This is a genomic window from Streptococcus mitis B6, from assembly GCF_000027165.1.
GTDB lineage: Bacteria > Bacillota > Bacilli > Lactobacillales > Streptococcaceae > Streptococcus > Streptococcus mitis_AR.
The window spans coordinates 899270-918405 of record NC_013853.1; the positions used below are offsets into that span (position 1 = coordinate 899270).

Annotated in this window: 22 protein-coding genes and 1 other annotated feature; of the genes, 21 read left to right on the top strand and 1 reads right to left on the bottom strand. The window is 39.9% G+C overall.

The genetic code is table 11. The annotated features are described in order from the left end of the window. The first annotated feature begins 18 nt into the window (after window positions 1-18). The 19 genes from SMI_RS04770 (at window position 19) to SMI_RS04855 (ending at window position 15524) form a co-directional block, all read left to right on the top strand. On the top strand, window positions 19-813 hold the full coding sequence (locus SMI_RS04770) for an abortive infection family protein (RefSeq protein ID WP_000422392.1): 795 nt from the start codon (window positions 19-21) through the stop codon (window positions 811-813). Next, window positions 779-1390 (top strand): SLATT domain-containing protein, encoded by a 612-nt coding sequence (locus SMI_RS04775; RefSeq protein ID WP_000467107.1) that lies wholly within the window; start codon window positions 779-781, stop codon window positions 1388-1390. The genes SMI_RS04770 and SMI_RS04775 overlap by 35 nt, the downstream gene beginning before the upstream one ends. Continuing rightward, the gene (locus tag SMI_RS04780; protein ID WP_000059139.1) at window positions 1390-2712 is read left to right on the top strand and encodes an SMODS domain-containing nucleotidyltransferase; all 1323 of its coding nucleotides are present in this window, start codon (window positions 1390-1392) and stop codon (window positions 2710-2712) included. Before SMI_RS04775 ends, SMI_RS04780 begins: the two co-directional genes overlap by 1 nt. 192 nt (window positions 2713-2904) lie before the next feature. Continuing rightward, window positions 2905-4239 carry a methylenetetrahydrofolate--tRNA-(uracil(54)-C(5))-methyltransferase (FADH(2)-oxidizing) TrmFO gene (gene trmFO, locus SMI_RS04785; protein WP_000083741.1) on the top strand — a complete coding sequence of 445 codons (1335 nt, stop codon included), beginning with the start codon at window positions 2905-2907 and terminating at the stop codon, window positions 4237-4239. An 83-nt stretch (window positions 4240-4322) separates the two neighbouring features. Then, window positions 4323-5060 carry a UMP kinase gene (gene pyrH / locus SMI_RS04790; RefSeq protein WP_000002996.1) on the top strand — a complete coding sequence of 246 codons (738 nt, stop codon included), beginning with the start codon at window positions 4323-4325 and terminating at the stop codon, window positions 5058-5060. Window positions 5061-5068: 8 nt separating this feature from the next. After that, window positions 5069-5626, top strand: a complete 558-nt coding sequence (frr, locus tag SMI_RS04795; RefSeq protein ID WP_001262225.1) for a ribosome recycling factor — start codon at window positions 5069-5071, stop codon at window positions 5624-5626. A 59-nt stretch (window positions 5627-5685) separates the two neighbouring features. Further along, on the top strand, window positions 5686-6540 hold the full coding sequence (cvfB, locus tag SMI_RS04800) for an RNA-binding virulence regulatory protein CvfB (RefSeq protein ID WP_001095453.1): 855 nt from the start codon (window positions 5686-5688) through the stop codon (window positions 6538-6540). An 8-nt stretch (window positions 6541-6548) separates the two neighbouring features. Beyond that, window positions 6549-6764 (top strand): YozE family protein, encoded by a 216-nt coding sequence (locus SMI_RS04805; protein ID WP_001232084.1) that lies wholly within the window; start codon window positions 6549-6551, stop codon window positions 6762-6764. Between the two features lie 84 nt (window positions 6765-6848). Continuing rightward, entirely contained in the window at window positions 6849-7853 is a 1005-nt protein-coding gene (locus SMI_RS04810; protein WP_000658206.1) for a PhoH family protein, read from the top strand. Window positions 7854-7939: 86 nt separating this feature from the next. Further along, complete coding sequence (locus SMI_RS04815; protein WP_000443760.1) at window positions 7940-8509, top strand: GNAT family N-acetyltransferase; 570 nt, start codon at window positions 7940-7942, stop codon at window positions 8507-8509. A 66-nt stretch (window positions 8510-8575) separates the two neighbouring features. Next, a complete protein-coding gene (locus SMI_RS04820; RefSeq protein WP_000387350.1) occupies window positions 8576-9205 on the top strand; it encodes a helix-hairpin-helix domain-containing protein in 630 nt (209 codons plus the stop codon). After that, window positions 9189-11429, top strand: a complete 2241-nt coding sequence (locus SMI_RS04825; RefSeq protein WP_000942437.1) for a DNA internalization-related competence protein ComEC/Rec2 — start codon at window positions 9189-9191, stop codon at window positions 11427-11429. The genes SMI_RS04820 and SMI_RS04825 overlap by 17 nt, the downstream gene beginning before the upstream one ends. 141 nt (window positions 11430-11570) lie before the next feature. After that, window positions 11571-11795 (top strand): hypothetical protein, encoded by a 225-nt coding sequence (locus tag SMI_RS10765; RefSeq protein ID WP_231840218.1) that lies wholly within the window; start codon window positions 11571-11573, stop codon window positions 11793-11795. 32 nt (window positions 11796-11827) lie between these two features. Then, window positions 11828-12415 carry an ATP-binding cassette domain-containing protein gene (locus tag SMI_RS04830; RefSeq protein ID WP_000939892.1) on the top strand — a complete coding sequence of 196 codons (588 nt, stop codon included), beginning with the start codon at window positions 11828-11830 and terminating at the stop codon, window positions 12413-12415. 3 nt (window positions 12416-12418) lie between these two features. Beyond that, window positions 12419-13603 (top strand): hypothetical protein, encoded by a 1185-nt coding sequence (locus SMI_RS04835; RefSeq protein WP_000655831.1) that lies wholly within the window; start codon window positions 12419-12421, stop codon window positions 13601-13603. Between the two features lie 160 nt (window positions 13604-13763). Continuing rightward, window positions 13764-13895, top strand: a sequence feature (ribosomal protein L20 leader region). Window positions 13896-13910: 15 nt separating this feature from the next. Further along, window positions 13911-14441, top strand: coding sequence for a translation initiation factor IF-3 (infC, locus tag SMI_RS04840; RefSeq protein WP_000848180.1), 531 nt, complete (start codon window positions 13911-13913; stop codon window positions 14439-14441). Window positions 14442-14473: 32 nt separating this feature from the next. Beyond that, window positions 14474-14674, top strand: coding sequence for a 50S ribosomal protein L35 (gene rpmI, locus SMI_RS04845; protein WP_001125943.1), 201 nt, complete (start codon window positions 14474-14476; stop codon window positions 14672-14674). A 51-nt stretch (window positions 14675-14725) separates the two neighbouring features. Next, window positions 14726-15085, top strand: coding sequence for a 50S ribosomal protein L20 (gene rplT / locus SMI_RS04850; protein WP_000124834.1), 360 nt, complete (start codon window positions 14726-14728; stop codon window positions 15083-15085). 58 nt (window positions 15086-15143) lie between these two features. Then, on the top strand, window positions 15144-15524 hold the full coding sequence (locus tag SMI_RS04855; protein ID WP_000157153.1) for a VOC family protein: 381 nt from the start codon (window positions 15144-15146) through the stop codon (window positions 15522-15524). Window positions 15525-15794: 270 nt separating this feature from the next. Here the strand turns inward: SMI_RS04855 and SMI_RS04860 are convergent, their stop codons facing one another. Then, entirely contained in the window at window positions 15795-16961 is a 1167-nt protein-coding gene (locus SMI_RS04860) for an IS30-like element ISSmi1 family transposase (protein WP_000163009.1), read from the bottom strand. A gap of 368 nt (window positions 16962-17329) precedes the next feature. Here SMI_RS04860 and SMI_RS04865 point away from each other — a divergent pair, with 368 nt between their 5' ends. After that, window positions 17330-18130 carry a dihydroorotate dehydrogenase electron transfer subunit gene (locus tag SMI_RS04865; protein WP_001070078.1) on the top strand — a complete coding sequence of 267 codons (801 nt, stop codon included), beginning with the start codon at window positions 17330-17332 and terminating at the stop codon, window positions 18128-18130. Continuing rightward, the gene (locus SMI_RS04870) at window positions 18093-19079 is read left to right on the top strand and encodes a dihydroorotate dehydrogenase (protein ID WP_164925518.1); all 987 of its coding nucleotides are present in this window, start codon (window positions 18093-18095) and stop codon (window positions 19077-19079) included. Before SMI_RS04865 ends, SMI_RS04870 begins: the two co-directional genes overlap by 38 nt. The last annotated feature ends 57 nt before the right edge of the window (window positions 19080-19136 follow it).

Genomic DNA, 19136 nt, shown 5'->3' on the forward strand with positions numbered 1-19136 from the left:
AAATCTAGGGAACTTGATATGGAATTAAATTTTCAAGATAAGAGTTTTATAAAAGTATTTTTTAATAGTGACGGTTATGTATTAAATTTTTCTAACTCTACTTTTGCTAATTTTACTTTTAATTCAGTAGGAGTAAATATTCAAGAGAAATATGGTGGTTCAAAAGGGAAAGCTTTACAGGCTTTTGTAGATAACGAACCAGATGAACTGGTTTTAAAATTAGCTTTAGATTTACTTAGATATTATGAAGACCTTCCTGACTCATATTACGAGAAAACTGAAGAGAGGAACTCTCAGGCATTGAAATTGAAAGAGAGACTTTCGAAGTATGAAGTCTCACAAATGGCCTACTTAAATAATGTTGCTGAATCTTTATCTGACTATTTTGATAGCGACTATATAGATAAGCAAATGGGGATTATGAATGAAATGATTTCTCGCTCTCCAGCGGACGCTATTGGAAAAGCTAAGGAATTGTTGGAATCATGTTTTAAACATATTTTAGACCATGAAAAAATTGAGTATTCTAATTCTAATGATATTGCAACTTTGCAAAAGAAAGTCTTTAAATTTTTAAACTTGGATTCTAATGAAAATATTTCAGCAAAAAATAATCAAGATGTAAAGCTAGTTCTAAGTGGTTTGAATCAAATTATCAAGGGTATTAACAGTCTTAGAAATGATAAAGGTGATGGTCATGGTAAGGGAGCTAACTTTATAGAATTGCCACCAAGGTATGCTTCAGTTGTTGTAGGATCTGCATTAACGGTAGTGTCATTTGTTTGGGAAACATACCAAGATAAGCAAAAATAGTAAGGAGGAGTTTAATGTCGAAAAATCAAGAAAAATACACTTTCAACTTAAAAAATTTATAGTAAATGTAGGTTGGACTCATAAAATTCATGCGGTTAGAATTGACGAGTTAGAAAGCTATATTCGATGGTTTAGAATAGCAACAATAATCATTTCTGGAGTTGTCTCTTCTGGCTTAGTTGGAATACTTTGGTTTGATGAATATTGGATAAAGCTTGTTACAGCATTTTTATCATTAGTCACTACAATAATTTTTAGCATCACCAAGGAGTTTAACTTTGAGGAACGACTAGCTTTGGAGAGGAAATCTGTTGATGAGCTTTGGAATCTTAAAGTGTTAGCTGAAATTCTTTTATCTGAGGTGGTTTACAATGGAAAACCATCAAGTGAAATCCAAGAATCTTTCGAAGAATTAAAATTTCGAAGAGATGCTACTTATAGTCAACTTTCTAATGCTTCTCCCAAAAATGTATCCAAGGCTTCAAAACTAATAAAATCGAGAAAAGATAATGATTATGAGGAAGATTATAGATACTTTATTCCAAAAGAATTGATGGAAATTAAGGAGGAAGAGTAATGTCTTTATCTAATGATTTTAAAGAATTTTGCGAAGACGAACTCCCCATGACGGACGAGGAATGGGAAAAATGGAAGAATAGATTAAAAGAGATTACGAAACGACTTAATCGAAAATACTATTCCTTATATGATCTTGCAGATGAAGAAATTGACAATGGTTTGATTGTTGGTAGTGTGGGTAGAACGACGGCTGTTCGAAATGTTAGTGATTTTGATTATATTTTTTCACTACCCTCAGAAGTGTATAGACGATTTGATTCTTATGAGGGTAATGGTCAATCAGCACTTCTACAGGAAATAAAAAACGAATTACTAAAAAGATATCCTGATACTAATATAAAAGGAGATGGGCAAGTTGTTGTCATTGATTTTCGTGACGATGGGAAAATTGAGTTAGTTCCAGCTTTCGAACAATCTGACGGTAATTTTAAATATCCTGATTCCCGTAACGGAGGCTCTTGGAAGACTACTAAACCAAAGCCTGAAATTGAAAAATCTAAATCTTTAAATTCGAATTTTAATAATCATTTTTCTAATTTAACAAGGTTCATACGACAATGGAAAAATCATATGGGCTTTTCATTTAAGGGGTTGTTGATAGATACTTTGATATCTGATTTAATTGATGATAAAGGTATTTCTGAAATATATTACTCTGATTATAATATTCTCTTGAAAGATATTTTTGAATACTTTTCAAACCAAGATAAAAATAGAGAGTATTGGTATGCTTTAGGTAGTAATCAAAAGATTTATAATAATGATGGAGCAAAATTTGTCAATAAAGCTAAGCAAGCTCTAAAGAAAATAGAAGACGCTTCAGAAGAGAAACTTACTGAAGTTTATAGACAGCTATTTGGTAGAAAATTCGCTCAATCCACTTCTACAACAAATCGAGCTTCGAATGAAGAATTTATTGATGAATTGTTTAATGTTAATATCGAATATAATATTGTTTTGGAGTGTGAAATTACACAAGATGGTTTTCGAAAAGCACTTCTTTCAGACTTTTTAAAAAGTAGATTTAAGATTAAAAATAGAAAATCTCTTGATTTTGAAATTATAAAATCAGATATTCCAGATGATCTTTTGTCTGATGTTAAATATTATTGGAAAGTAAGAAATATTGGAGCTGAGGCGATTAGAAGAAATTGTGAGCGTGGTGCTATTTTTTCAGGTAAAATAAAACATCACGAAGATTCTCAGTTTAAAGGAGACCACTATGTTGAATGTTATGCTGTTTTAGATAATACGGTTATAGCAAGAGATAGAATAACAGTCCCTATCGATCCGTTACGTGGAAGAGATTTTATAGAGTAGCATATAATTGATTTTTAATTGGAATACTCACTATCTCTTTACATCAAGAAAATGACTAAACAGGGAAGTTTGCCTTCTTCCCTTTTTTTGTTATACTAGTAGAAGAAAAAATAGAAAGATTTGTGGGTGTTAAACAAGCCAGTGCCTTGTTTTGATATGAACTTAGGTTCCACCCAAAGAGGTATTAGTGTCGTGTCTCAATCTTATATCAATGTTATCGGTGCTGGTTTGGCAGGTTCTGAAGCAGCCTACCAAATTGCAGAGCGTGGTATTCCAGTTAAACTTTATGAAATGCGTGGTGTCAAGTCAACACCTCAACACAAAACAGACAATTTTGCAGAGTTAGTTTGTTCTAATTCCCTTCGTGGAGATGCTCTGACAAATGCAGTGGGTCTTCTCAAGGAAGAAATGCGTCGCTTGGGTTCTGTTATTTTGAAATCTGCTGAAGCAACCCGTGTTCCTGCAGGTGGTGCTCTTGCGGTGGACCGTGATGGTTTCTCCCAAATGGTGACCGAAAAAGTTACCAACCATCCCTTGATTGAAGTGGTTCGTGATGAAATTACAGAATTACCGACAGATGTTATCACAGTTGTCGCTACTGGTCCCTTGACCAGCGATGCCCTAGCTGAGAAGATTCATGCTCTTAATGATGGCGATGGTTTCTATTTCTACGATGCGGCAGCGCCTATTATCGATGTCAATACTATCGATATGAGCAAGGTCTATCTCAAGTCTCGTTATGATAAGGGAGAAGCCGCTTATCTCAACGCTCCCATGACCAAGCAAGAGTTTATGGATTTCCATGAAGCCTTGGTCAATGCGGAAGAAGCACCGCTCAATTCCTTTGAAAAAGAAAAGTACTTTGAAGGATGTATGCCTATCGAAGTTATGGCCAAACGTGGCATTAAAACTATGCTTTATGGTCCTATGAAACCAGTCGGTCTGGAGTATCCAGACGACTACACAGGACCTCGTGATGGCGAATTTAAAACACCTTATGCGGTTGTGCAACTTCGTCAGGATAATGCGGCTGGTAGCCTATACAATATTGTTGGTTTCCAGACCCACCTCAAATGGGGAGAACAAAAGCGTGTCTTCCAAATGATTCCAGGTCTTGAAAATGCGGAGTTTGTTCGTTATGGTGTTATGCACCGCAATTCTTATATGGATTCACCAAATCTTCTTGAACAGACTTACCGTTCTAAGAAACAACCAAATCTCTTCTTTGCTGGTCAGATGACGGGTGTGGAAGGTTATGTTGAATCAGCGGCGTCAGGCTTAGTTGCGGGAATTAACGCGGCTCGTCTTTTCAAGGGAGAAAGCGAGGCTATTTTCCCAGAAACAACAGCGATTGGAAGCTTAGCTCATTACATCACTCATGCCGACAGCAAACATTTCCAACCAATGAATGTCAACTTTGGGATTATCAAGGAGTTGGAAGGCGAGCGTATTCGTGATAAGAAGGCTCGTTATGAAAAAATTGCAGAGCGCGCTCTTAGCGACTTAGAAGAATTTTTAACGGTCTAATTTTTTTCAAAGAATTGCTCATGATACTATAAAAATCTTAGAAATTGTGATAAAATAGGTAGGATAAAAGAAGGAGAGTGAAAATGGCGAATCCCAAGTATAAACGTATTTTAATCAAGTTATCAGGTGAAGCCCTTGCCGGTGAACGAGGCGTAGGGATTGATATCCAAACAGTTCAAACAATCGCAAAAGAGATTCAAGAAGTTCATAGCTTAGGTATCGAAATTGCCCTTGTTATTGGTGGAGGAAATCTCTGGCGTGGCGAACCTGCTGCTGAAGCAGGAATGGACCGCGTTCAGGCAGATTACACAGGAATGCTTGGGACTGTTATGAATGCTCTTGTGATGGCAGATTCATTGCAACAAGTTGGTGTTGATACGCGTGTGCAAACAGCTATTGCCATGCAACAGGTGGCAGAGCCTTATGTCCGTGGACGTGCCCTTCGTCACCTTGAAAAAGGCCGTATCGTTATCTTTGGTGCTGGAATTGGTTCACCTTACTTCTCAACAGATACAACAGCGGCCCTTCGTGCGGCTGAAATCGAAGCGGATGCCATCCTTATGGCTAAAAATGGTGTCGATGGTGTTTACAATGCCGATCCTAAGAAAGACAAGACAGCTGTTAAATTTGAAGAATTGACCCACCGTGATGTTATCAACAAAGGTCTTCGTATCATGGACTCAACAGCTTCAACCCTTTCAATGGATAACGACATTGACTTGGTTGTCTTCAACATGAACCAACCAGGCAACATCAAACGTGTCGTATTTGGTGAAAATATCGGAACAACAGTTTCAAATAATATCGAAGAAAAGGAATAAGAAAGATTATGGCTAACGCAATTATTGAAAAAGCTAAAGAGAGAATGACCCAGTCTCACCAATCACTTGCTCGTGAATTTGGTGGTATCCGTGCTGGTCGTGCCAATGCAAGCTTGCTTGACCGTGTACATGTAGAATACTACGGAGTAGAAACTCCTCTTAACCAAATCGCTTCAATTACGATTCCAGAAGCGCGTGTTTTGTTGGTGACACCATTTGACAAGTCTTCATTGAAAGACATCGAACGTGCCTTGAACGCTTCTGATCTTGGTATCACACCAGCTAACGATGGTTCTGTGATTCGTTTGGTTATCCCAGCTCTTACAGAAGAAACTCGTCGTGACCTTGCTAAAGAAGTGAAGAAGGTCGGCGAAAATGCTAAAGTGGCTGTTCGCAATATCCGTCGTGATGCTATGGACGAAGCCAAGAAACAAGAAAAAGCAAAAGAAATCACTGAAGACGAATTGAAGACTCTTGAAAAAGACATTCAAAAAGTAACAGATGATGCTGTCAAACACATCGACGACATGACTGCCAACAAAGAGAAAGAACTTTTGGAAGTCTAAAAATAAACAGAAAAACTCAGTTGGCATTGCTGGCTGAGTTTTATTCGAAAGAAGGAAATATGAATACAAATCTTGCAAGTTTTATCGTTGGACTGATCATCGATGAAAATGACCGTTTTTACTTTGTGCAAAAGGATGGTCAAACCTATGCTCTTGCCAAGGAAGAAGGTCAGCATACAGTAGGGGATACGGTTAAAGGTTTCGCCTATACAGATATGAAGCAAAAGCTCCGCTTGACCACTTTAGAAGTGACTGCTACTCAGGATCAATTTGGTTGGGGAACTGTAACGGAAGTACGCAAGGACTTGGGTGTCTTTGTGGATACAGGCCTTCCTGACAAGGAAATCGTTGTGTCATTCGATATTCTCCCTGAACTTAAGGAACTCTGGCCTAAGAAGGGTGACCAACTCTACATCCGTCTTGAAGTGGACAAGAAAGACCGTATCTGGGGGCTCTTGGCCTATCAAGAAGACTTCCAACGTCTGGCTCGTCCTGCCTACAACAACATGCAGAACCAAAACTGGCCAGCCATTGTTTACCGCCTCAAGATATCAGGAACTTTTGTTTACCTGCCAGAAAATAACATGCTTGGCTTTATCCATCCTAGCGAGCGCTATGCAGAGCCACGTTTGGGTCAAGTTTTAGATGCGCGCGTTATTGGGTTCCGTGAAGTGGACCGTACCTTGAACCTCTCCCTCAAACCACGTTCCTTTGAGATGTTGGAAAATGATGCCCAGATGATTTTAACCTATTTGGAAAGCAATGGCGGTTTCATGACCTTAAATGATAAGTCATCCCCAGACGACATCAAGGCAACCTTTGGCATTTCTAAAGGTCAGTTCAAGAAAGCACTTGGCGGCTTGATGAAGGCTGGCAAAATCAAGCAAGACCAGTTTGGGACAGAGTTGATTTAGGGAGGCTTATGAGAAAATCATTTTACACTTGGCTCATGACTGAGCGCAATCCTAAAAGTAACAGTCCCAAGGCTATCTTAGCAGACCTCGCTTTTGAAGAGTCAGCCTTTCCAAAACACACAGATGATTTTGATGAGGTGAGTCGCTTTCTGGAAGAACATGCCAGTTTCTCTTTCAACCTAGGAGACTTTGACGCTATCTGGCAAGAATACTTAGAACACTAGCATGATTCATTGGGTTTGGGCTAGTAATTTCTCCACCCCTTTGCTATAATAAAAAGAAATAAAAGGATTAGAGAGGTTCTTTATTTGAAGGAACATTCAATAGACATTCAACTGAGTCATCCAGATGACCTGTTTCATCTTTTTGGTTCTAATGAACGCCATCTTCGTTTGATGGAAGAAGAGCTCAATGTGGTGATTCATGCTCGTACGGAGATTGTGCAGGTTTTGGGAGAAGAGACTGCCTGTGAGGAAGCCCGTCAGGTTATCCAAGCCTTGATGGTCTTGGTGAATCGTGGAATGACCATTGGTACGCCAGATGTGGTGACTGCAATTAGCATGGTCAAAAACGATGAAATCGACAAGTTTGTCGCCCTTTACGAAGAAGAAATCATCAAGGATAATACAGGGAAACCTATCCGTGTCAAAACCCTGGGTCAAAAACTTTATGTGGACAGTGTTAAACAGCACGATGTGACCTTTGGAATTGGGCCAGCAGGTACAGGGAAGACCTTCCTTGCAGTGACCTTAGCAGTGACTGCCCTTAAACGTGGGCAAGTCAAGCGAATTATCCTAACTCGTCCAGCGGTGGAAGCAGGAGAGAGTCTAGGTTTTCTTCCGGGTGATCTCAAAGAGAAGGTAGATCCTTACCTTCGACCTGTTTATGATGCCTTGTATCAGATTCTGGGCAAAGACCAAACGACTCGTCTTATGGAGCGTGAAATTATCGAGATTGCGCCCCTTGCCTACATGCGTGGACGAACCTTGGATGATGCCTTTGTCATTCTCGATGAGGCGCAAAATACGACTATTATGCAGATGAAGATGTTCTTGACTCGTTTAGGTTTTAATTCTAAGATGATTGTCAATGGAGATATCAGTCAGATTGACCTGCCACGTAATGTCAAGTCCGGTTTGATTGACGCTCAAGAGAAACTCAAGAACATCCATCAGATTGACTTTGTTCATTTTTCAGCTAAGGATGTGGTTCGTCATCCTGTTGTCGCTCAGATTATCCGAGCTTATGAACCAGCACCGGTTAAAAAAGAAGAGAGTGAAGAATTAGATCCTCAACCTCTGTCTGAAGGATAGTTCTTTTGTACTTAAAGTTATCTCAATACAATGTTTCATTCAATATCCTTGTATGAGATTAGAAAGGTTTCAAGTGGAGGAAACATATGGAATCAATTTTTGTGAAATTTGCCCAGTATCCGTCTATAGAAACGGAGCGTTTATTGCTTAGACCTGTAACCTTGGATGATGCGGAAGAAATGTTTGAGTATGCCTCGGACAGAGAAAATACGCGCTACACTTTTCCAACCAATCAAAGCTTGGAAGAAACCAAAAATAATATTGCGCAGTTCTACTTGGTCAATCCCTTGGGACGTTGGGGAATAGAACTAAAAAGCAATGGTCAGTTTATTGGAACCATTGATTTGCACAAGATTGATCCTGTTCTTAAGAAGGCAGCTATTGGCTACATTATCAATAAAAAGTATTGGAATCAAGGATTGACGACAGAAGCCAATCGTGCTGTGATTGAGATGGCTTTTGAGAAGATTGGAATGAACAAGTTGACCGCCCTTCACGATATGGACAATCCTGCATCTGGAAAGGTCATGGAGAAATCAGGCATGCGTTTTTCCCATGCGGAACCCTATGCTTGTATGGACCAGCATGAAGAAGGCCGAATTGTTACAAGAGTTCATTATGTCTTGACCAAGGAAGACTATTTTGCAAATAAATAAGCAGTTGAAAAGAAATTTTCGACTGTTTTTTCTTTCTCTTACGAATAATCTAAGAGAGGAGAAAATATGGAAGCAATTATCGAGAAAATCAAAGAGTATAAAATCATTGTCATCTGTACTGGTCTGGGCTTGCTTGTAGGAGGATTTTTCCTGCTAAAACCAGCTCCACAAACACCTGTCAAGGAAACGAATTTGCAGGCAGAAGTTGTAGCAGTTTCCAAGGATTCATTAACCGAAAAGGAAGAACCCCTTGAACAAGATCTAATCACGGTAGATGTAAAAGGTGCTGTCAAATCGCCAGGAATTTATGATTTGCCGGTAGGTAGTCGAGTTAATGACGCTGTTCAGAAGGCTGGTGGCTTGACAGAGCAAGCAGACAGCAAGTCGCTCAATCTAGCTCAGAAAGTTAGTGATGAGGCTCTGGTTTACGTTCCAACTAAGGGAGAAGAATCAGCTAGTCAACAGGCAGGTTCTGGAGCGCCTTCTTCAACGAGCAAGGAAAAGAAGATCAACCTCAATAAGGCCAGTCTGGAAGAACTCAAGCAAGTCAAGGGACTGGGAGGAAAACGAGCTCAAGACATTATTGACCATCGTGAGGCAAATGGGAAATTCAAGTCGGTTGATGAACTCAAGAAAGTCTCTGGAATTGGTGCCAAGACCATAGAAAAGTTAAAAGATTATGTTACAGTGGATTAAGAATATCCCCCTTCCCCTAATTTACCTGAGTTTTTTGTTACTTTGGTTTTATTACGCTATTTTCTCAGCATCCTATCTTGCTTTGTTGGGCTTTGTTTTTCTGCTAGTTTGTCTCTTTATTCAATTTCCTGGGAAATCAGCAGGCAAAGTTCTAGTGATTTGTGGAATCTTTGGATTTTGGTTTCTGTTTCAAAATTGGCAACAGAGTCAAGCAAGTCAAAATTTGGCGGATTCTGTTGAAAGGGTACGGATTCTGCCCGACACTATTAAGGTCAATGGTGATAGTCTGTCCTTTCGTGGCAAGGCTGATGGACGCATTTTCCAAGTCTATTATAAACTCCAGTCCGAGGAGGGGAAAGAAACCTTTCAAGCCTTAACAGACCTTCATGAGATAGGACTAGAAGGGAAGCTTTCTGAGCCAGAAGGGAAGAGAAATTTTGGTGGCTTTGACTACCAAGCCTATCTGAAGACTCAGGGAATTTACCAGACTCTCAATATCAAAAGAATCCAGTCACTTCAAAAGGTTGGCAGTTGGGATATAGGAGAAAATCTGTCCAGTTTACGTCGAAAGGCTGTGGTTTGGATTAAGACACATTTTCCAGACCCTATGCGCAATTACATGACAGGGCTTTTGCTAGGACATCTGGACACAGATTTTGAGGAGATGAATGAGCTTTATTCTAGTTTAGGAATTATCCACCTTTTTGCCTTGTCGGGTATGCAGGTAGGCTTTTTCATGGATGGATTTAAGAAACTTCTCTTGCGATTGGGCTTGACCCAAGAAAAGTTGAAATGGCTGACCTATCCCTTTTCCCTTATTTATGCAGGTCTGACAGGATTTTCAGCATCGGTTATTCGCAGTCTCTTACAAAAGTTACTGGCTCAACATGGTGTTAAGGGCTTGGATAATTTTGCCTTGACTGTGCTTGTCCTCTTTATTATCATGCCCAACTTTTTCCTGACTACAGGAGGAGTTTTGTCATGTGCTTATGCTTTTATCTTGACTATGACTAGCAAAGAAGGGGAGGGGTTTAAGGCTATTGCTAGAGAAAGTCTAGTCATTTCCTTAGGAATATTGCCCATTCTATCCTTCTATTTTGCAGAATTTCAACCTTGGTCCATCCTCTTGACCTTTGTCTTTTCCTTTCTATTTGACATGGTCCTCTTACCGCTCTTGTCTATCTTATTTGCCCTTTCCTTTCTCTATCCAGTCATTCAGCTGAATTTTATCTTTGAATGGTTGGAAGGGATTATTCGCTTGGTATCACAGGTGGCAAGTAGATCGCTTGTCTTTGGACAACCTAATGCGTGGCTTTTAATTTTATTGTTAATTTCCTTGGCTTTAGTCTATGATTTGAGAAAAAACATTAAAAGGCTAGCAGTGTTGAGCTTATTGATTACAGGTCTCTTTTTCCTGACCAAGTATCCACTGGAAAATGAAATTACCATGCTGGATGTGGGGCAAGGCGAAAGTATTTTCCTACGGGATGTAACTGGTAAAACCATTCTCATAGATGTCGCTGGCAAGGCAGAATATAATAAGAAAATCGAAAAATGGCAAGAAAAGACGACGACCAGCAATGCCCAGCGAACCTTGATTCCCTATCTCAAAAGTCGAGGAGTAGCCAAGATTGACCAGCTGATTTTGACAAATATGGACAAGGAACATGTTGGAGATTTGTTGGAGGTGACCAAGGTTTTTCATGTCGGAGAGATTTTAGTGTCCAAAGGCAGTTTGAAACAGAAGGAATTTGTGACAGAACTACAGGCAACTCAAACCAAGGTGCGCAGTGTGACAGCAGGAGAGAACTTGCCAATTTTTGGAAGTCAGTTAGAAGTCTTATCTCCAAGGAAAATTGGAGATGGAGGTCATGAAGATTCTCTAGTTCTGTATGGGAAACTCTTGGATAAAAACTTTCTTTTCACAGGAAATTTGGAGGAGAAAGGAGAGAAGGACTTGTTGAAGCAGTATCCTGACCTAGAAGTGGATGTTTTGAAAGCTGGTCAACATGGCTCTAAAAACTCATCAAGTTCAGCCTTTCTAGAAAAACTCAAACCAGATTTTACTCTCATCTCAGTTGGAAAGAACAATCGAACGAAACTCCCCCATCAGGAAACCTTGACACGACTGGAAACTATCAATAGCAAAGTTTACCGAACTGACCAGCAAGGAGCTATACGCTTTAAAGGTTGGAAAAATTGGAAAATCGAAAGTGTTCGATAGGAAGGATAAATATTATATATTAGTAAAATAAACTAAAAATCTGTTGCATAATAATGATAAAAACGATATAATGAAAGCGTATTCAATATTAATGATATAAAACTATTAAAAATTAGTAAAAATCGTTTAATTAGTTAGTTTATGATTATTGGTTTTTTTCAGTCCAGTGTATCTGCTGTGAGCGTTCTTAAAACTTATAGGTATGATTGGAATATCTACTATAAGTCTAGTATGAATTGCCAGAGATATAACTATATTAATCCCCTGTTATGGTATCGTTATGACAGCTATTCTGAGTATAAAGTTGGCGGAGGCTGGAAGTACAATCGTTATGAGGTACTAAACTACTCAAGTGGAGGCTATTAATCCCTAAAGAGTGATAAAAAGGAGGGTTAGGTATGTTGCAACTTACTCATGTGACCTTAAAAACGCGACAAGTCATCTTACAAGATGTTGATTTTACATTTGAAAAGGGTAGGATTTATGGTATTCTTGCTATCAATGGCTCTGGAAAGACGACACTGTTCCGCGCCATTAGCAATTTAATTCCTATAAGTAGTGGAAATATTGTAGCCCCTCCTTCTTTATTTTATTATGAAAGCATTGAATGGCTGGATGGAAACTTAAGTGGGATGGACTATCTTCGCCTGATCAAGAACATCTGGAAGTCAGGGCTGAACTTGGGGAATGAAATTACCTATTGGGAAATGTCGGACTATATCAGCCTTCCCATTCGTAAGTATTCCTTAGGCATGAAGCAACGCTTGGTGATTGCCATGTACTTCCTCAGTCAGGCGAAATGCTGGCTTATGGATGAGATTACAAATGGCTTAGATGAGTATTATCGACAGAAGTTTTTTGATAGGCTAGCAAAAATCGATAGACAAGAACAGCTGGTTCTTTTAAGTTCCCACTATAAGGAAGAGTTGCTTGATGTCTGCGATAGAGTAGTAACCATTCATCGGGGAAAGATAGAAGAGGTTTAGTTTATGAAAGATGTTGGTCTATTTTTATTAAAAAAAGTTTTCAAAAGTCGCTTAAACTGGATTATCTTAGTTTTATTTGTTTCAACTCTTGGTATTAGCTTTTATTTCAATAGTCGGACTGCAAACTATGTCAGCTTGGAGAACAGGTTGGAAACTCGTACTGCAGCCAACGAGAGAGCTATCAATGAAAATGAAGAGAAGCTCTCCCAAATGTCTGACACCAGCACGGAGGAATACCAGTTTGCTAAAGAAAATTTAGACTTGCAAAAAAATCTTTTGACGCAAAAGAAAGAAATTCTGACTTTATTAAAAGAAGGACGCTGGGAAGAAGCCTACTATTTGCAGTGGCAAGCTGAGGAAAAGAGTTATGAAACTGTATCAAATGACCCAACTTCTAGCTCGGACTTAAAAATAGCGGTTGACCGCGAACGAAAGACTTACCAAGCCCTGTATCCCTTGAACATAAAAGCCCACGATTTAGATTATCCGACCCACGGGATTGATCAGATTGTTTGGATTTTAGAGGCTATCATCCCAAGCTTGTTTGTGATTGCGATTATTTTTATGCTGACACAACTTTTTGCAGAAAGATATCAAAATCATCTGGACACAGCTCAGTTATATCCTTTTTCAAAAGTGGCATTTGCCATGTCTTCTCTTGGAGTTGGGGTGAGCTATGTAACTGTGCTGTTTATTGGAATCTGTGGTTTTTCTTTCCTAGTGGGAAGTCTGATAAGTGGTTTTGGACAGTTAGATTATCCCTACCCGATTTATAGCTTAGTGAATCAAGAGGTAACTATTGGAAAAATACAAGATGTGTTATTTCCTGGCTTGTTACTAGCTTTCTTAGCTTTTGTCATCATTGTGGAAGTAGTGTACTTGATTGCTTACTTTTTCAAGCAAAAAATGCCTGTCCTCTTTCTGTCACTTATTGGGATTGTTGGCTTATTGTTTGGTATTCAAACAATTCAGCCTCTTCAAAAGATTGCACATCTGATTCCCTTTACTTACTTGCGTTCAGTGGAGATTTTATCTGGAAGATTACCTAAGCAAATTGATAACGTCAATCTAAATTGGGACATGGGGCTAGTTTTACTTCCTTGCCTGATTATCCTTTTGTTAGTGGGGATTCTATTTATCGAAAGATGGGGAAGTTCACATAAAAAAGAATTTTTTAATAGATCCTAGCTTTCCTATAGGGAAAATAAGTAAAAACTAACATAGAGAGGGAATCAACTTGATTCTCTCTTTTTGATTAGGAAATCAAGGCAAAATACAAACACAAACTTTTCAAAAAAATAACTTTTTATCTTGACAAGAGCTAGAAAACTTGGTATCATATAAAAGTTGAGAAAAGCAGAAGTGAGAGCTTCTCGCCTTGTGACATTAAGTTGCCTGGCCCTACGGATGAAAAGTTTCTAAGAAACGCTATCATAACGTGCGGGCTTGTATTATTACGAGTCCGTTATTGTTTTTCTCTAATAAAACAAAAGAGGTGAAAACCATAGCAAAGCAAGACTTATTCATCAATGATGAGATTCGTGTACGTGAAGTTCGCTTGATTGGTCTTGAAGGAGAACAGCTAGGCATCAAGCCACTCAGTGAAGCGCAAGCTTTGGCTGATAACGCTAATGTTGACCTAGTATTGATTCAACCCCAAGCCAAACCGCCTGTTGCAAAAATTATGGACTACGGTAAGTTCAAATTTGAGTACCAGAAGAAGCAAAAAGAACAACGTAAAAAACAAAGTGTTGTTACTGTGAAAGAAGTTCGTCTAAGTCCAACTATTGACAAGGGTGACTTTGATACAAAACTTCGCAATGCACGCAAATTCCTTGAAAAAGGAAATAAAGTTAAGGTATCTATTCGCTTTAAGGGTCGTATGATTACCCATAAAGAGATTGGTGCAAAAGTTTTAGCCGAGTTTGCTGAAGCAACTCAAGATATTGCCATCATCGAACAACGTGCTAAAATGGATGGACGTCAAATGTTCATGCAATTGGCGCCAGCGACTGACAAAAAATAATTGTCAGAAAGTTAAATAAAGGAGAAAAAATCATGCCAAAACAAAAAACACACCGCGCATCAGCTAAACGTTTCAAACGTACAGGTTCTGGTGGACTTAAACGTTTTCGTGCTTACACTTCTCACCGTTTCCACGGAAAAACTAAGAAACAACGTCGTCATCTTCGTAAAGCATCTATGGTGCATTCAGGAGATTACAAACGTATCAAAGCAATGCTTACTCGCTTGAAATAATAGCTTGACTGTAAGTAAACAATTCTAGGAAATATTTGGAGGAAATAAAACATGGCACGTGTTAAAGGTGGCGTTGTATCACGCAAACGTCGTAAACGTATTCTTAAATTAGCAAAAGGTTACTATGGAGCTAAACACATCTTGTTCCGTACTGCAAAAGAACAAGTAATGAACTCTTACTACTATGCATACCGTGACCGTCGTCAGAAAAAACGTGACTTCCGCAAACTGTGGATCACTCGTATCAACGCGGCAGCTCGTATGAACGGACTTTCATACTCACAATTGATGCATGGTTTGAAATTGGCTGAGATCGAAGTTAACCGTAAAATGCTTGCTGACTTGGCTGTTAACGATGCAGCAGCTTTCACAGCTCTTGCAGATGCAGCTAAAGCAAAACTTGGTAAATAATAACAGATAAGACTGGAACAGGATTGTACCAGTCTTTTTAAAAATAAAGGAGAAAAATATGGCTTCAAAAATGCTACATACTTGCTTGCGAGTAGAAAATCTTGAAAAATCAATTGCATTTTATCAAGATGCTTTTGGATTTAAAGAATTGCGTCGCAGAGATTTTCCAGACCATGCCTTCACGATTGTCTATCTAGGTCTTGAGGGTGATGACTATGAGTTGGAGTTGACTTATAACTACGATCACGGTCCGTATGTGGTTGGAGATGGCTTTGCCCATATCGCCCTCAGTACACCTGATCTTGAGGCACTTCATCAAGAGCATAGTGCAAAAGGATATGAAGTGACTGAGCCAAATGGTCTACCAGGAACTGCACCTAACTATTACTTTGTCAAAGACCCTGATGGCTACAAGGTTGAAGTCATTCGTGAAAAATAATGGTAACTTCTAAAACTAACTTCCAGTTTCCCACAACCTAGCTTTTAGTATGAGAAAAACGCGTGAAATCAGTGGAAATCCGTCTTAGACTAACTTCCACTGGTTTTCTTTTTCTTGATATATAAGGGTTCAAAAGCGAAAAGACTCAGAAAAAAGTGCACGACAAATAGCCCTAAAACAGAGTCGTCTTAGAGTAAATTCCAGTTGCTAGCGTTTAGTGTGAGACTTTTCGATGGTGATAAGATGTGTAGTTAGAGGGGAAAATTCCCTTTATTTCAATAAATCAGGTGATAGGTGTGTGTCTTCTGGTTTGACAAATTGGCAACCCAGAAGAGCAGCGATGTCCTCGCCAAAGGTGAAGGTGAAGATGTCGTAAGCAGATTTTCCTTGAAACTCTTCTCGTTTCAAGGAATTGACATGGGAAATGACTAGATTGACGTCTTTCTGAGTCAGCTGGTCAAAGGAAGTGCCCTTGGGAAGAATGGCTCGCAAAACCGTATGGTTCTTCTCAATCCGCCCCTTCTGGTCAGGACGGCTAGGGTCGCAGAAGTAGAGGTGAGACTTCCCATCAATGTCTCGCTCAAGCTCCTCCACATAGGCGAACTCAGATCCGTTGTCTGTGAGAATGACAGGGAACAGCTGATGGAACGCACACCCTCCGTCCATGACTCTTTCTTTCAAAGCTGCGAATTTAGTGGCGACCTCCAGAGCGGTCTTGTTGTTCAAAAGCAGGGCGAAGAGGAAGTTGCAGAAGGAAACGTTGAAGGTGAGCAGTAGCTTTCCACCAGGTCTGCCGATGACCGTGTCCATTTCCAACCATTTGAAGAAATCATCTGTTTCTCGTAACTCTTGGAAATCTTGATAGGTCCGCCCAATTTTCAGCTCTTTAGGAATAGCTACTTTTCTGGATTTTCTGCGTTCCTTGAACGTGACCATCCGAGGGAAATCAATGGGCTTGGCTGTCAGATAGCCCAGCTTGGCATGCCGATACACCGTAGCTTTCGACACAGGTAGGTTATGTGTCTGAATGATATGGTAGATGCTTTGTTTCTTCTGGATGCCTTGGGTTAAGACCTTGTCCATCTGATAAAAACTTTCCTTGTTTAGGGGAATTCCCTGTCTGGATTCCCTCAACATAGTCTCGTACTGCTCCTGTGCCTTTTTCGCGTAGTAAAGATAGCGGTTAAACCCACAATCCGTCCTCTTTTTTGGACAGTTGTTACAGACATAAGGAGCTTTTTTGAGAAGAGGGCAATCCGTGCAATCAGATTTGACGGATGTTGGATGCATGATGCGATTGCGCTTGATTTCCTTTGAAATCGTTGACGGGTCTTTCCCCATCTTCTCAGCGATGGAACGGAAAGTCTCCTGTTGGCTGATTCCAGTTTGGATGTCAATACGGTCTTCTAGAGTGAGATGTTTTTGTTTTTTCGTCATGAGGTACCTCCTCACGAAAAGTCTCAGACTTAATTCTAGCATAATTCATCGTCTGAGACTAACTTCCAGTTTTGGGAGAGAGATGGAAGTTACTTTGAGAAGTTACGCGTGAAAAATAATCTCGTGAGGTCAAGTAGAATGTTCGTTTTCTACTTGACTTTTTTTTGCTGAAAGGAGTATACTAGTAAAAATTTAACCTTTAAGGGGAGTCCAGAGAGACTCACAAGGTGTCAGATAAAAGAATAGTACAATTTTCTAGAGGAGACTTTTTGAGTGTGCTCTCTTGTCTTGTACGATTTTAACTGAGGCCTTGCACTAGCAAGGTCTTTTCTTTGTCTGGTTCCCTTAAAATTTAAGGAGGAAAAGTCATGAATCCCACATGTAAGAAACGTTTGGGTGCAATTCGTTTGGAAACCATGAAGGTGGTTGCACAGGAGGAAATCGCGCCAGCAATCTTTGAATTAGTCCTAGAGGGGGAAATGGTTGAAGCCATGCGAGCAGGCCAATTTCTTCATCTGCGTGTGCCTGATGATGCCCATCTCTTGCGCCGTCCTATTTCAATTTCGTCTATTGATAAGTCTAACAAGCAGTGTCGCCTTATTTATCGGATTGAAGGGGCTGGAACCGCTATTTTTTCAACCTTAAGTCAGGGAGACACTCTTGATGTGATGGGTCCTCAGGGGAATGGTTTTGACTTGTCTGACCTTGATGAGCAGAGCCAGGTTCTCCTTGTTGGTGGGGGAATTGGTGTTCCTCCCTTGCTTGAGGTGGCCAAGGAATTGCATGCGCGTGGTGTGAAAGTAGTGACTGTGCTCGGTTTTGCTAACAAGGATGCTGTTATCCTTGAAAAGGAATTAGCCCAATATGGTCAAGTCTTTGTAACGACAGATGATGGTTCATATGGCATTGAAGGAAATGTGTCTGTTGTCATCAAGGATTTAGACAGTCAGTTTGATGCTGTTTACTCATGTGGGGCGCCTGGAATGATGAAGTATATCAATCAAACCTTTTATGACCATCCAAGAGCCTATCTATCTCTAGAATCTCGTATGGCTTGTGGGATGGGGGCTTGCTATGCCTGCGTCCTAAAAGTGCCAGAAAGTGAGACGGTCAGCCAACGCGTTTGTGAAGATGGCCCTGTTTTCCGCACAGGAACAGTTGTATTATAAGGAGAAAATCATGACTTCAAATCGTTTACAAGTTTCTCTACCTGGTTTGGATTTGAAAAATCCGATTATTCCAGCATCAGGCTGTTTTGGTTTTGGTCAAGAGTATGCCAAGTACTATGATTTAGACCTTTTAGGTTCTATTATGATCAAGGCGACAACCCTTGAACCACGCTTTGGCAATCCAACTCCAAGGGTGGCAGAAACACCTGCTGGCATGCTCAATGCAATCGGTTTGCAAAATCCTGGTTTGGAAGTTGTTTTGGCTGAAAAGCTACCGTGGCTGGAAAGAGAATATCCAAATCTTCCCATTATCGCCAATGTAGCTGGTTTTTCAAAACAAGAGTATGCGGCTGTTTCTCATGGTATTTCCAAGGCAGCTAATGTGAAGGCTATTGAGCTCAATATTTCTTGCCCCAATGTTGACCACTGTAATCACGGACTTTTGATTGGTCAAGATCCAGATTTGGCTTATGATGTGGTGAAAGCAGCTGTGGAAGCCTCTGATGTGCCAGTTTATGTCAAATTAACCCCTAGTGTGACCGATATCGTCACTGTCGCAAAAGCTGCAGAAGATGCGGGAGCAAGTGGCTTAACCATGATTAATACCCTTGTCGGTATGCGCTTTAACCTCAAAACCAGAAAACCAATCTTGGCTAATGGAACAGGTGGGATGTCTGGTCCAGCAGTTTTTCCAGTAGCCCTCAAACTCATCCGCCAAGTCGCCCAAACTACAGACCTGCCTATCATTGGAATGGGGGGAGTGGATTCGGCAGAAGCTGCCCTAGAAATGTATCTGGCTGGAGCATCGGCTATTGGAGTTGGAACAGCCAACTTTACCAATCCATATGCCTGTCCTGATATCATCGAAAATTTACCAAATGTTATGGATAAATATGGTATCAGCAGTCTAGAAAATTTCCGCAAGGAAGTAAAAGAGTCTCTGATGTAAACTGCAATCAATCTGTTCTTGATTTTTTATCAGTTTGTAATGTTGATTATAGAGAAT

What these genes read in the sequence shown, in the direction of transcription:
- SMI_RS04770 (WP_000422392.1), top strand. Translation starts at nt 19, where the DNA reads ATGGAATTAAATTTTCAAGATAAGAGTTTTATAAAAGTATTTTTTAAT.
- SMI_RS04780 (WP_000059139.1), top strand. Translation starts at nt 1,390, where the DNA reads ATGTCTTTATCTAATGATTTTAAAGAATTTTGCGAAGACGAACTCCCC.
- pyrH (WP_000002996.1), top strand. Translation starts at nt 4,323, where the DNA reads ATGGCGAATCCCAAGTATAAACGTATTTTAATCAAGTTATCAGGTGAA.
- frr (WP_001262225.1), top strand. Translation starts at nt 5,069, where the DNA reads ATGGCTAACGCAATTATTGAAAAAGCTAAAGAGAGAATGACCCAGTCT.
- cvfB (WP_001095453.1), top strand. Translation starts at nt 5,686, where the DNA reads ATGAATACAAATCTTGCAAGTTTTATCGTTGGACTGATCATCGATGAA.
- SMI_RS04805 (WP_001232084.1), top strand. Translation starts at nt 6,549, where the DNA reads ATGAGAAAATCATTTTACACTTGGCTCATGACTGAGCGCAATCCTAAA.
- SMI_RS04815 (WP_000443760.1), top strand. Translation starts at nt 7,940, where the DNA reads ATGGAATCAATTTTTGTGAAATTTGCCCAGTATCCGTCTATAGAAACG.
- SMI_RS04820 (WP_000387350.1), top strand. Translation starts at nt 8,576, where the DNA reads ATGGAAGCAATTATCGAGAAAATCAAAGAGTATAAAATCATTGTCATC.
- SMI_RS04825 (WP_000942437.1), top strand. Translation starts at nt 9,189, where the DNA reads ATGTTACAGTGGATTAAGAATATCCCCCTTCCCCTAATTTACCTGAGT.
- SMI_RS10765 (WP_231840218.1), top strand. Translation starts at nt 11,571, where the DNA reads ATGATTATTGGTTTTTTTCAGTCCAGTGTATCTGCTGTGAGCGTTCTT.
- SMI_RS04830 (WP_000939892.1), top strand. Translation starts at nt 11,828, where the DNA reads ATGTTGCAACTTACTCATGTGACCTTAAAAACGCGACAAGTCATCTTA.
- SMI_RS04835 (WP_000655831.1), top strand. Translation starts at nt 12,419, where the DNA reads ATGAAAGATGTTGGTCTATTTTTATTAAAAAAAGTTTTCAAAAGTCGC.
- rpmI (WP_001125943.1), top strand. Translation starts at nt 14,474, where the DNA reads ATGCCAAAACAAAAAACACACCGCGCATCAGCTAAACGTTTCAAACGT.
- rplT (WP_000124834.1), top strand. Translation starts at nt 14,726, where the DNA reads ATGGCACGTGTTAAAGGTGGCGTTGTATCACGCAAACGTCGTAAACGT.
- SMI_RS04855 (WP_000157153.1), top strand. Translation starts at nt 15,144, where the DNA reads ATGGCTTCAAAAATGCTACATACTTGCTTGCGAGTAGAAAATCTTGAA.
- SMI_RS04860 (WP_000163009.1), bottom strand. Translation starts at nt 16,961, where the DNA reads ATGACGAAAAAACAAAAACATCTCACTCTAGAAGACCGTATTGACATC.
- SMI_RS04865 (WP_001070078.1), top strand. Translation starts at nt 17,330, where the DNA reads ATGAATCCCACATGTAAGAAACGTTTGGGTGCAATTCGTTTGGAAACC.
- SMI_RS04870 (WP_164925518.1), top strand. Translation starts at nt 18,093, where the DNA reads ATGGCCCTGTTTTCCGCACAGGAACAGTTGTATTATAAGGAGAAAATC.